Below are 13,854 nucleotides of genomic sequence, written 5' to 3' on the forward strand. Positions count from 1 at the left end.
AACTAACAATACTAACCATTTTTTTCAGATCGAACTGATGTTTCTTTATCTTTTATTGGTTTGGAGATATAGAAATTCATGATTAACTGGCCGCTATCATAATAGCGGCCTAAAACTAATCATGCCAAAAATCTAATTTATCCAACCTGCATTTTGAGTCAGGCTGGGGTTTCTTTCTATCTCTACAGCTGGAATTGCCCAATTATAAAGATAATCACCCTTAAATGAGTAGGCATATACAACCTTTCCCCAGATCTGTTTTACACCATTACCTGCATAAAAAACTTTGTCTTTCCAACTCTTCCATCTCATTTCATCAAAGAAGTTAATACCTTCATTAGGAAACTCTACTCTTCTTTCATTGCGGATTCTTTCTCTTAAATCTGTTTGACCAGATACAAATGTTGGCAATACCGCATTGGTATTTTGAAGTAAAGCTACGCCAGCACGGGTTCTTACTTCATTTACTTTAGCGATTGCCTCAGAAGTTAAACCTTGTTCATTCAGCGCTTCTGCCCACATTAACAGCACATCTGCGTATCTAATCAATACAAAATCTGTTGGTCCATAATCCCTACCAGGTGTTTCTGTTGCACCTTCGTAAACATATTTGCGGTATAAATAATAGAATAGGCTTTGTGTATCTGTACGCAAATCACCATTCGTAGCTCCTTCAGCACGATAAGGCCATCTTGAGGTTACTACTGCATTTGCTCCGCCAAATACCCCCAAATAAGTTGAGTATGGTGTAATTACGTTTGCAGCCAATCGAGGATCGCGGTTAGCATAAGCCTGCATAATACGTGCTTCGTTGCCTGTTGGTAAATACAGACTCATTTTTGCACCTCTTGTAGTAGCAGCTGTAATTTCAGCCGCCGTTAGGTTGTTTCTTAAAAAGTAAACCTCTCGCTCTGCTACAGAAAGTGCTGAATATCCAGGTATAACAGCATCCCAGTTAAATTTAGAGCCATCAGCATTTTCATATAAATCTACCAGGTTTGGAGAAACATGATAGGTATTCCAGCAAGAGCCAAAAGAAGAACGGGTACCGCAATAAAATTGTGTGGTTGAACCAAAACCGGTAACTCCAATATTCTGAATAGAGAAAATCATTTCATTAGATTGTTCATTGGCAGTTTTAAACAAAGCGCTATAATTTGCGAACAAACCATAACCGGCATCTTTAACTTTTTGAAAATCTGCGGCGGCCAAATCCCACTTTTGCGTATACATATAGGCTTTGCCGCGTAAGGCATAAGCTGCGCCCTTCGTAACATGACCATAATTTCCATTACCACTGGCATATCTATCGGGCAGGTTTGGTTCTGCAATTGCAGCAGTTAAATCACTGATTACCTGCGCCCAAACTTCTGCTTCTGTAGAACGTGGCTTAAATGCTTCTTCAGGAAGATAAGGCTCTAAATAAATGGGTACGCCTTTATACAACTGATTTAACCTTAAATAAAAATAAGCCCTTAAAAATTTTGCCTCAGCAATGTACCTTGCTTTTTTTTCAGGAGAAGAAGGCGATTTTATTGCAATGTTTTTTAATGCATCATTTGCCCGCTGAATACCTTCGTAAAGGTTTTGCCAGTGTCCGCTGAAATAACCATTACTCGGGGTAATTGTTCCTGCCAATAAGGACTCTGCACCTGAAGTTTGTCCGGTAAAACCTAAACAATCCATTTGATACAATTCTAAACCCGAGGCACCGCCTGATACCATGCCGTATCTTAAAGTGGCATAAACACCGGTCATTCCCTGGTCGGTTAGGTTATCAGTTGTCCACATCATTTCTGATGCAACTTGCGAAGGAGGTGTAGTGGTTAATAAATCTTTTTTACAACCCGTAACTACTGCAATTGTAAATAATATGGTTAAAATCTTTTTCATTTTGTTTCCGTTAAAAAGTAACATTTAAGCCTAAAGAATACTGGCGCATAGTTGGATAAGATACTCCTGCACCGATTTCAGGATCTAAGCCCGGATAATTGGTAATGGTAAATAGGTTTTCTCCAGATAGGAAAAATCTTGCCCTGCTCATGGCTGCTTTTTTAGAAATTTTTTCCGGTAGCGTATAACCAATCTGTAAGTTTTTCAATTTTAGATAAGAAGCATTATATAAGTAAAAATCGCTAGCTACCGCTGCATTTTGAGCATCGGTAGTATTTTTAAGTCTTGGATATTTCGCATTAATATTATTAGCCGGATCGTTCGGATTTGCGTCATTGTAATAATAATGATCGTTTGCAATTAAGGTACTTACGGCATTACCAAGAGATACAACAGAGTTGTTATATCCTGTAGCATTCCAGTAATACCACATACCTGCACTACCCGACCATAGCATAGAAAGATCGATGTTTTTATATGATAAATTCATGCTAAAGCCGTAATTAAACCTTGGCGTAGAAGATTTATTCATAAACTGATTATCAAAGCTATTACCGTAAATTCCATCGCCATTATTATCGGCATAGATTAAATCGCCATAATAAATTTTGGTTTTACTTACGCCACCGGTTGGCTGGAAAGAATATCCGGCAGCAATCATTGCATTTAACCAATCCATATCAGCTGGTGTACGGATCATACCGTCTTTGGGCCCGCCGTTTACATTTACCTTACCATCAGTAAAATAATTTCCATTCCCTTTATAAACGGTTTGCAAGTAGTATTCATTAAATTCATGACCATCTAAAACACGGTTAATTCCACCGCTGGAAATTTTACCGATGTTTGAAGTATATACGCTATTACCTAATGCATCTGTTGTGTAGCCTGCTTGTAATGGGCCTAAGTAAGTTTTAATCCGGTTAAAGTTATAGGCAAAGTTACCCGATACACCATATTTAAAATCGCCGATTTTATCATTATATCCTAAAGTAATCTCTAACCCTTTGTTAGACATTTCTGCGATATTTTTAGTTGCCGCAGTAGCAGTTCCTGATGTTAACGGAATAGTTGGTATAAATAAAATTTTGGATGTTTGTTTACTATACAAGTCTATCTCAAAATTCATTTTACCATGCAACAAATTACCATCTAAACCAATATTACTGGTTGTGGTGGCTTCCCAAACCAAAAACGGATTGGCAAACTTACCTGCTATTAATCCACTGGCTTGGGCACCATTAAATGAATAGTTGGTACCGTTATAAAGTGCCTGATAATCATAGTTACCTTTCGAAGGATCTGTGTTCATTACGTTGTTACCGGTTTTACCCCATGATGCACGAAGTTTTAAGTTGCCAACGTAATCGTTCAATCCATTCATAAATGATTCCTGAGAAATTCGCCATCCGGCTGAGAAAGCCGGGAAGAATCCCCAGCGATAATCTGGAGCAAATTTTGAAGAACCATCATACCTGAACACGCCTTCAAAAAGATATTTGCTTTTGTAAGCATAATTTAAACGTCCATACACCGAACGTATAGCATAATCGTACTCGCCACCCGTTGCCGATGTTACTGCAGTAGCAGAACCTAATGTGGTAATCGATTCATCATATAATCCTTTTGACGATGCGCCGATATTATAATAGTTGTAGTAGTTTTGGTTATAACCTGCTAATACACTAATATCATGGCTTTTAGCAATGGTGGTATTATATTTTAAAATATTATCTACGGTTATTCCATAGTTTTTATTAAAACCATAACTTGTGGTTAACTGGTCGGCTGTAGTTTTAGGTACTTTTAAAGTATTGGTTGCAAAGTTCCATTTTTCGAAAGTAATGGCATGGTTATTAAATTCTTCCTGGCGGGTCTGATAGTTAAAACGGGTTTCGAAATCTAAACCTTTTAAAATATCAAATCTTGCAAAAACAGTTGTGTTGATCCGGGTCTCATTATCAGCACCACCAGTACCATACAGGTATTGGACAATGTTATTTGCAGTAGAAGATTCTTCAGCAGCAGACGGAAAACCGTATTTACCATTCCAAACCGGATATACACCCGGTGTAGTTTGACGCAAAAAGTTAAATGCATTATCGGTATTGGCTAAACCATAGGTTTGATAAGAAGCAAAAGTTTGCGTACCTAATGTTAAAAATTTAGCTACTTTCGATTCCAGGTTTATACGCAAATTGTATTTATCAGAACCTGTATTTGCCATGGTACCCGGGTTGTTAAGGTACATTGCTGATAATAAGAATTTTGTATTTTCAGATCCACCATTTAAGGAAATGTTATGTTGTTGCACAACATTATTTTCAAATATAGCTTTGCCCCAATCTGTATTCGGATAAGCAATATAATTTGGTACACCTTGTGGGGTTAATCCGTCAGGGTTGGCATTTGCTGCTGCCCACTGCGCAATGGTAGCATCGGTATAAATAGGATTTTGGCCTAAATTACGGTAACCTTCATTAACCAAATTCATGTGGGTAATATAATCGGTTACAAAAGTTGGCAGGTTTGCTGGTTTTGCAATTGATGCTAAACCCGCATAACTTATTATCGTTTTTCCGCTATTTCCTCTTTTTGTAGTAATTAAGATAACCCCATTTGCAGCAAGTGAACCATAGATAGATGAAGCGGCTGCATCTTTTAAAACTGAAACACTTTCAACATCGTTTGGATTAACGGCGTCTATACTGCCAATAACCCCGTCTATCACCACCAATGGGTTATTGTTATTTATTGTTCCTGTACCACGGATTCTGAGGGTGGCACCATCCGAGCCCGGCTTGCCAGACGATTGACGAACAAATACACCCGAGCTTAAGCCACCAAGAGATGACGATAAGTTGGTAACAGGTCTATTTTCAATAGATTTAGCACTAATGCTAGATACAGAACCAATTACATTAACTTTTTTCTGCACACCGTAAGCTACTACAACTACATCATTTAAGCTGTTGTTTTGCTCTTGCAACGTAACATTTAAGTTTGTAGCCTTACCAGCCAATACTTCTTTAGTATCGTAACCAATATAGCTAAATACTAATGTGTTTTGGGCCGATGGCACAGCAATTGTGTATTTACCATCGCCTCCGGTTACCGCTGTTATAGAAGTACCTTTTACAGTTACACTTACCCCAGGTAATACCCCGCCTTGGGTATCTTTTACTGTTCCTGAAATTTTTATAGATTGAGCAAAGGCCGTAAATGCCGTAAAACTCAAAAGCATAATTAGTGAGAATAGTTTTACCGGGTAGTAAAAACGGCTCAGTTTTGCTTCTCCAATTTTGAGATGTTTGTAAAGTTTATCCATTTTTTGTTTAGTTGATTAACATTGTTTTTTCTTAATCGCAAAAAATTATGGGCATAACCTGCGGCTACCACCAGCTAGCACTTCTGGCTACTATGAAAAGGATATCGGCTTAAACGGTTTGGTTTTGCTTTAATATTTGGCTATTCAAAATTGTTGCTTTGGAGGCAAACCGAGGGGATAAAATTCTAAACAAATAGGTATAAAATTCTTAAATAAAGGCAGAAAATAGCATTAAATAAGGCAGGTAAGCAGATAAAGTGTTAAAATTGCCAGCGCTAAGTCAATTTGATTTTAATAATAAAAATAGAGTTGTACATTTAATACCATTAAGCTAACCACCCCGCATTTTTGTGAACATGAAAGCCCTGCTCATCTTTATATTTGCACTTTTCGCTATAGCAGGCAAAGCGCAAAACAAATATGCTTTTAAACATCTCAATGTAGAAAGTGGCCTTTCTCAGAGTTCGGTATTGTCTATCGCTCAAGATGCCAGAGGTTTTATGTGGTTTGGTACCCGGCTTGGATTAAACAAATATGATTCTAAATCTTTCAAAGTATATTATCACGAAGATAATAATAAGAAAAGCTTAAGTAATGCTTCCTTTCTCTCGTCTATTTTAGCGTTAAAAGATGGAACATTGTTAATTGGCACATCACAAGGGCTAAATAAATATAATGAAGGAGATGATAACTTCGACCATTATACGCACAATAACAAAGATCCGAACAGCCTTAGTAATTCTGTAATAAATTGCATTTTTCAGGACAAAAAGAATCGCGTTTGGATAGGTACAACAAATGGTTTAAACCTACTCAGCACTAATGGAAAATTTAAACACTTTTTGTATGAACAAAAGCAACCCCAGCAAATTTATGCTATTACAGAAGACCATAATGGAACATTATGGCTAAGTACAACTTATGGTTTAATAAACATGAGCTTTAAAGAAGGAAAAATACACTTCAGGTATTTTAAAGACTTTAGCGAAGAACTTAGCAAGGCGATAGACAATCACATTACTTCGATGGTTGAAGACCGTGAAAATAATTTATGGATCGGGACCAAACAAACAGGTGTAAGCAAGTTAAACCTCAGTACTGAAACCATTACTGCCTACCAGTACTCCAGCCTCAACACAACGGGCATTAGCAGCAACAATGTGCGTAAAATCATGATGGATGAGGAAGGTAAATTATGGATTGGAACACTGCATGGTATTAACATCTATAATCCTGCCACCAAGAATTTCAGTTCGCTCCACAATATCCCCGAAGATCCAACTAGCCTGAGCCAAAACTCTGTTTACGATATTTATCGGGATCGGCAGGGCATCATATGGGTCGGCACTTATTACGGGGCCATAAACATGGTTTATCCCAACTATACGCCCTTTAAGCTTTATAGAAGCACTACTGCACCAAATGGCTTAAGCAGTAACGTAGTCAGCTCGATCATGGAAGATCAGCACCAAAACCTTTGGATTGGTACAGAAGGCGAAGGATTAAATTACTACGACAGAAAAAACGATACCTTTACCCGTTATAAAAACAACCCGAACGATCCCAAAAGCTTAAGCGCCAATCTGGTAAAATCGGTTATAAGAGATAAAAAAAACAGAATTTGGGTTGGAACACATTATGGAGGGCTTAACCTTTTTCAACCAGAAACCAAAACTTTTGTCAGATATACCAAACACAAAAACGATACCTCATCTATTAGCAGCGATGAAATTACAGCTGTTTTCGAAGATAGTTACGGTCGCTTTTGGGTAGGTACCAACAGTGGCTTAAATAGCTTTAATAGCACTACTGGTAAATTTATCCGCAACCGGGTAAACGGCTCAACCGACGCCGTAATTTATATTTTTGAAGATGCCAAACAAAACCTGTGGGTAGCGATCAACTCAGGCCTTTACCAGTTGAAAAAAGACAGTCAACGGTTTGTTAGGCGTGTTGCCGCCAATCCAGAAATTTTAAAATATAATGAAATCTCTTGTTTAACTGCCGATAAAGAAGGGTATTTGCTCATGGGTACCTCACGTAATGGCTTATTTAGGCTTAATCCCGATCGCCATAGCTATACCAGAATTACCACTTTTGATGGCTTACCCAGTAACACCATCATGGGTATACTTGAAGATGATTTTAATAACCTGTGGATTACTACCGACAAAGGTTTATGTAAATACAACCCCAGACAGAAAACTTTTAAAACCTACAACATTAAAGATGGTCTGCCTGGCAATGAATTTAATTACAAATCATTTTTGAAAGATAGCAAAGGTGAGTTTTTCTTTGGTGGATTAAGTGGAATGGTTAGCTTTTTCCCCAGCGAGATTAAAGAAAACAAAAACACCCCGCCTGTTATTTTTACCGGTTTAAAACTGTTTAATAAACCGATAGCACTGAATACCGAAGATGGTTTACTCAAACAGAACATCAGCACCGTTAAATCAATTACCTTCGAGGCAGACCAGAATGTATTTTCAATAGATTTTACACTACTTAACTTTATAAAATCTGATAAAAACCATTATGCCTACAAACTAGAAGGTTTTGAAAAAAACTGGAATTATGTTGATAATCCATCAGCCAGTTATACCAACCTCTCGCCCGGAAACTATACCCTAATGGTGAAGGGAAGTAATAATGATGGCCTTTGGACCAACAAAACCAGCACATTAAATATTAATATTTTACCTCCATTTTATAAAACCTGGTGGGCCTATCTCTTCTACTTTTGTGCTTTTGCAGCCATTTCATTTTTATTTATACGTTACCTGTTGATAAAAGCTGTATTTAAAAAAGAAAAAGAAATCAACGAGCATAAACTCGAGTTTTTCACCAATATCTCACACGAAATCCGCACGCCTTTAACGTTAATTGTAGGTCCGCTTGATAAATTGATCGAAAATGCCAAAGACGATCCTGCTTTAAACCGCGAACTGCAACCGATTAAAAACAATGCCGACCGCCTGATGAACCTGGTTACCGAACTGCTCGATTTTAGAAAGGCCGAAAGCGGGAAAATGGCTTTGCACATCAGCCCTGGTGATGTAGTGAGGTTTTGCAGAGAAATATTTTTGGCTTTTCAGAACATGGCCATTTCTAAAAACATCGATTATCAGTTTGAAACCGGACAGGCAGAAATTGAACTTTATTTTGATAAGGTTCAAATGGAAAAAGTGATGTTTAATCTCCTCTCAAATGCCTTTAAGTTTACCCCTGTAAACGGAAAAATCAGCTTGAAAATAGAAGTGGAAAAACAGTTGGTTAATATTAAGGTCCGCGATAACGGCAAGGGCATTGCATTGGAGAATCAGGCCAATTTATTCACCAATTTTTACCAGGCTAATACCAACACAACCATTGGTACAGGTTTAGGTTTATCCTTATCTAAAAGCATTGTAGCGCTGCACCATGGTGAGATTACTTTCGAAAGTACTCCCCAAAGCGAAAACCAACATGGCGCCACCTGCTTTACCCTGAGTTTAAAAACCGGAAAAACACATTTTAAACCTGCCGATTTTGTAAAAGACTACGTGTATTATGATGACGCTACTAATTACGAACTCCCAACTGCCACTGAACTTCAGCAGGCTCCAGAAACGGAAGCTGTTGTATCCCTTGCAGCTAAAAAATACAGTATTTTACTGGTAGAGGATAATGAAGACGTAAGGGCATTTATTAAAAATGCACTGGGTAATATTTACATCATTTATGAAAGCGCGAACGGAGCCAAAGGTTTGGAAATGGCATTGGAAGTCATCCCCGATCTCATTATCAGCGATGTAATGATGCCCATTATGGATGGCCTCGAACTGTGCCGTAAACTTAAAACCGACGAAAGAACCAGCCATATCCCAGTAATATTGCTCACTGCGCGTTCTGCCTATGTACATCAAGTAAATGGTTTCGAAAATGGTGCCGATGCCTATATTATGAAACCTTTTAACCTCAAAATACTGGAACTGAACATTCAGAACCTATTAAATGCACGCGAAACCATTAAACAAAAATTTGCGCAGGTAGTTACGCTCGAACCAAGAAACATGGTAATTAATACCACAGAGCAAAACTTTTTAAATAAAATTATTCAGATTATTGAAGACCGGATGGCCGATACAGCGTTTGATGTGCCCACCCTTGCAGCTGAAATTGGGATGAGCCAACCAGTACTGTACAAAAAAATAAGGGCATTAACCGATCTTTCGGTTAACGATTTTATTAAATCGATACGTATAAAACGCGCTGCACAGCTATTAAAACAAGGTGTTGGTAATATCTCAGAAATTGCCTACTCGGTAGGTTTTAGCGACCGGAAATATTTTAGTTCGGAGTTTAAGAAGCATTTCGGCAAAACACCGAGTGAGTTTATGAACAATGATTAATCTGCAAACGGTCCGCGAAGGTAAGGTAATCGTCATGCTGAATTTATTTCAGCATCTTTCATGCTTTTAACATCAAGTCCCGTAAAAAACCAATATTTGAACACTCCTGATTTTTCCTGCTCTTTGCCACGGAGGCATGGTACTTTGGAGCGCCAAAGTACCCAAAGCGCTTTGTCAATCCAGCCAGGGGCCTTTTACACAATCCCACGCTCATCAAAAAAACAGCGGCACTTTGTTTGGTGTTCAATATCTATAAAAGTTAAATTAATTCTCATGAACACAAAACCACTGCGTTTAAGGTTTGTTAGTGCCAATTTGCCTTAAATGCAACTGTTTTTTTGATTTCTCCGGCCCTCGGGATTGACTGCGTTCTTCGGTAAAGCCTATGGTTTATTAAAGCAAGCTTGCAAAACGCCAAAAAGATGAACGAATAACTGAACTATCGCATCCTATTAAATACAAACATTCATTTCCAAATCTCAAAAGCTAAAAATCCATTTATGTTAATTTTTATATTCTTTAATCTCGCCAATGATCATCAATCTTCAAATGGCTATTATGGAGAGGCCGAATTTGAGTTTAAAAATATTCCGCTCACCTGCTGATCGAAATGATTGTTCATCATCCCCTGATAAACCTGTTCTGCTAGCACATACAACAAATCTACTTTCTCAAACAGGCATACTAGCGCTGTTTCACCGATCTTATAGTTGTTTTCGTACCGAACAGCCAGATAGGCTTCATCAAGCAAATGCAACAGGTTAACCTCTTCCTCATCGTGATTAAATAGCTCGGAAAGCGGCTTTACATAAGTTTTAATATACATTTGATGCACTTTAATACGGTGTGTTTTTTTATCCCTTCCCATTATCAGCACTTCAATGGCCCGGTACATCAGATCGAAAACCTGATGCAGCATAAAAGCGCAGTATTCGAAATTTTGCCGCTTAAAATAGAAGGTTGCGCCCACTAAAAATTTATTGGCCTTATCAATTGCGTGCCGGTAATTGATACTCACTTGATCTGCAATAAGCCGAGGTGAGCACCCATTTAGAAAAGCTGCAGATTTACTGAATAAACAATTTTGAGCGGCAGTAGCATAGTAAAAAAACAAACTCCCTTCCAACAAAGCCTGCTCCACCTCGTGCACATGGAAAACGCGATAACCCAATTCCATATGCCCATTAAATACAATATTTAATACTGGCGTTAATTCATTTAAAATACGCACCTGTTTAAACGGAACCATAATCAGCATTTCTTGTGTTGCCTTATCAACCAAAAAGTTGTTATGGAGATAAATATATTGAACAGGTACCGCAGCAGTAATGCCCTTTAACAAACGCATTACCCTTGCATCTTTTAGGGCGGCATGGCCCAGGTTTAAAGATTTACTCCGCATAATAGTCCCTTTCATCACTTTCACTAAATGTAGGCTTACTAATCATCACAAAAAAAGCTTCCATCATCATCATCATGGCTTCATACTGCTCAAACAAAAATGCCTTATCCATCAGCTTAATGCTACTTTTAGTACTAAAGGCAGCATACAACCACTCTAAAAGCCCTAAACGCAGTTGTTTAATTTTTTCGGGAATAAAAAAAGTTGTAACAAACAGATAAGGATTTTCTATATGTGCTGCAGCCAAGGTATTTACCCCACACAGTTCTTTGCTATCGCCGTTTATAAATTGATCTGTAGTAGCTGGCAAACCTTTAAAAGGAGCACCCTGGTAAGTTAAATTTTTGGCCGTAATTAAATAACCCGCGTTAAGCAATTTTGTAAACTGGTTATAGAGAAAAAAATAATCGGCTACATTACTCACACAATACTCTTCTGCCAAGGCAGCTTTATACCAGTTGTTTAAATAGGCTTTATGCCCACCAAGGTTATCTAAACTAAAGAAAAATTCAATTACCTTAAACGGATTATCAAGTAATTCCGGTTCAAAAGCCAAAGGTGATGTACTTTCGAATATGGCCATATGATAGTAACGATCGATACTTTTAAAGCTATTTCTGGTAATTATCCTTTCGTGGATGAGCCAGCAGGCCTCCAGCATTTTTTTGGTGTTATCGTAAAACATAAAAATATACTCGTCCCAATCCAGAACAAGGTTATTTTCCAACGCAGCTAATAACCATTCTTTATACATCACTTTATAGGTATCTGATTGAAAAAATAAGAAAATATCAAAAAAGGTAAGATTTGGATTTTGCATTTCTCCGATGCTTAGTAACTTCGGACAGTAATCAAGTAACACCGTTTCGCGCTCCACACTACATTCGTCAACTGCAATTGCTTTTACAAATGCTGTATCTGCTTCGGTTTGGTTAAAAATTAAATCCGAATAATCGAAAAGCGGCACCAATTTTTCGTAAAAAACCAACAGCTGTGCCGGGTGCTTTTGTGGCGAAAAATCGAATTCGTTCTGTGGTGGGTTTAACCAGTTTTTTAAAAAATTTAAATGATAGCTTACACCATTTGTTGAAAAAAAGCTTTCAATCGCACCAATAAATGCCATCGTTTCTTTTTTAAAATTCAGGTTTTCTTCCATAGCGTATATTTTTTAAATGATTATATTAGCTAACGAATTTAGCAAAATAAAATAAGTTAAACTATATTTTATACATAAAACTTATTAACAAATTTACTTATGAATGAAAATCAGCGCTTAAAAAGATTAATGGAGTTACTGCATTTTAAGACTCAAAAGGATTTTGCTGCTGCATTGAATATTCAACAGGGTTCTTTATCAGATATTTTAAGAGAAAGGGTTAATGTATCTAACGCTATTAAAGATAAGCTAGAGATGAAATTCGACGTCAATTTAACCTGGCTTGAAGATGGAACCGGCGAACCGTTTTTCAAAAAGAAACCAGCCGTTGGCGAAAGCAAGGAGGGCGTACCTTACTTCGATATGAGTTTATCTGATGCGAAAGAGCTCATCGTAGAAGAGCAACGGGCAGAATACCTGGTAAATTACCTCCCTTTTAACGATTGCACGGCCTACTTACCGGTTTATGGCGATAGCATGTACCCCAAATATGCCGCAGGCGAAATCATTGCGATAAAAGAAATTACCAATTACGAAATTTTACAGTGGGGAGAAGCTTATGTGGTGATGACAGACGAAGACAGTAACAGTTTACGTACTATAAAATTAATTTTTCAACATGCTGATAATAGCAAACTCATCCTCCGTTCTTCAAATCCAAATTTTAAAGGTGATACCGTCATCCGTAAAAAAAGCATCCAGGCACTTTATATTATTAAAGGAAAAATTACCAGGAATATTATTTAAAGATGGGTTAATTGGTTAATTGTTTAAACCAGTCAACTGTATATGCAAAATGTTTACTGGTTTTTTAATTGTAGGATTGCTAAATTGTTAGTCGCAAACTGCCAACTGAAAACGACCTACTGCAAACTAGATTCCGCGTTCATCATCTTAAATCAGCGGGAGAAAATATTAAAGAATTTTCCCCGCAGAGCACACAGATTTAAGCGCAGATTTAATTATTGATGTTATTTCAGCCCATACGTCCTCCTGAACTTGTTTCAGGATCTAACTTAGAGTGATTATTTTCTGATTTATTTGCTTTGGAAACTGCCAACTGGAAACTGCCAACTGAAAACTAATCCCCCTTCTTTACTTTCCCTTTACACATCTTCACCGTATCTTTATATAATCAAAAAAAGAGGAAAGATATATGAATACTGAAAAAGCCATTCTTGCAGGCGGCTGCTTTTGGGGAGTAGAAGAACTGCTCCGTCATTACCCTGGCGTGATCTCAACAGTTGTTGGATACACTGGTGGCGATGTTCCCAATGCCACCTACCGGAACCATGGCACACATGCCGAAGCCATTGAAGTTATCTTTGATCCGACTATTTTAACCTACCGTAAATTATTGGAATATTTTTTCCAGATCCACGATCCAAGCACACGCAACAGGCAGGGAAATGACGTAGGTACATCTTACCGATCGGCTATTTTTTATAACGGTGAAAATCAGAAAGAAACCGCTGAAACATTAATTGCCGAACTAGATGCTTCTGGTAAATGGCCAGGCAAAATTGTAACCGAGGTTGTGCCCAAAACCGATTTTTGGAACGCTGAGGAAGAACACCAGGATTATTTGCAGAAAAACCCCTACGGTTATACCTGCCACTTTGAAAGACCAGACTGGAAATTATAAATAAGATCGTTATTTCGACTAATCCCCCTGATCCGCGTC

The 13,854-nt window shown here is 37.8% G+C and carries 7 protein-coding genes; 3 read left to right on the forward strand and 4 right to left on the reverse strand.

The window, feature by feature from the left end; all coding sequences use genetic code 11:
* Nucleotides 1–132: 132 nt before the first annotated feature.
* Together HDC90_RS06745 and HDC90_RS06750 are read right to left on the reverse strand one after the other, a co-directional pair.
* On the reverse strand, nt 133–1,893 hold the full coding sequence (locus HDC90_RS06745; RefSeq protein ID WP_184465155.1) for a RagB/SusD family nutrient uptake outer membrane protein: 1,761 nt from the start codon (nt 1,891–1,893) through the stop codon (nt 133–135).
* A gap of 10 nt (nt 1,894–1,903) precedes the next feature.
* Entirely contained in the window at nt 1,904–5,221 is a 3,318-nt protein-coding gene (locus HDC90_RS06750; protein WP_184465157.1) for a TonB-dependent receptor, read from the reverse strand.
* Nucleotides 5,222–5,577: 356 nt separating this feature from the next.
* Between HDC90_RS06750 and HDC90_RS06755 the strand changes: the two genes are divergently transcribed.
* Nucleotides 5,578–9,612 (forward strand): two-component regulator propeller domain-containing protein, encoded by a 4,035-nt coding sequence (locus tag HDC90_RS06755; protein ID WP_184465309.1) that lies wholly within the window; start codon nt 5,578–5,580, stop codon nt 9,610–9,612.
* Between the two features lie 556 nt (nt 9,613–10,168).
* Here the strand turns inward: HDC90_RS06755 and HDC90_RS06760 are convergent.
* A complete protein-coding gene (locus HDC90_RS06760) occupies nt 10,169–11,029 on the reverse strand; it encodes a HEPN domain-containing protein (protein WP_184465159.1) in 861 nt (286 codons plus the stop codon).
* Nucleotides 11,004–12,170: a hypothetical protein gene (locus HDC90_RS06765; protein ID WP_184465160.1), complete on the reverse strand. Its 1,167-nt coding sequence runs from the start codon at nt 12,168–12,170 to the stop codon at nt 11,004–11,006. Before HDC90_RS06765 ends, HDC90_RS06760 begins: the two co-directional genes overlap by 26 nt.
* A gap of 99 nt (nt 12,171–12,269) precedes the next feature.
* Here HDC90_RS06765 and HDC90_RS06770 point away from each other — a divergent pair, with 99 nt between their 5' ends.
* Nucleotides 12,270–12,917, forward strand: a complete 648-nt coding sequence (locus tag HDC90_RS06770; protein WP_184465162.1) for an XRE family transcriptional regulator — start codon at nt 12,270–12,272, stop codon at nt 12,915–12,917.
* A gap of 409 nt (nt 12,918–13,326) precedes the next feature.
* Entirely contained in the window at nt 13,327–13,815 is a 489-nt protein-coding gene (gene msrA, locus HDC90_RS06775) for a peptide-methionine (S)-S-oxide reductase MsrA (protein ID WP_184465164.1), read from the forward strand.
* The last annotated feature ends 39 nt before the right edge of the window (nt 13,816–13,854 follow it).

Source organism: Pedobacter sp. AK013, from assembly GCF_014205835.1.
Taxonomy (GTDB): domain Bacteria; phylum Bacteroidota; class Bacteroidia; order Sphingobacteriales; family Sphingobacteriaceae; genus Pedobacter.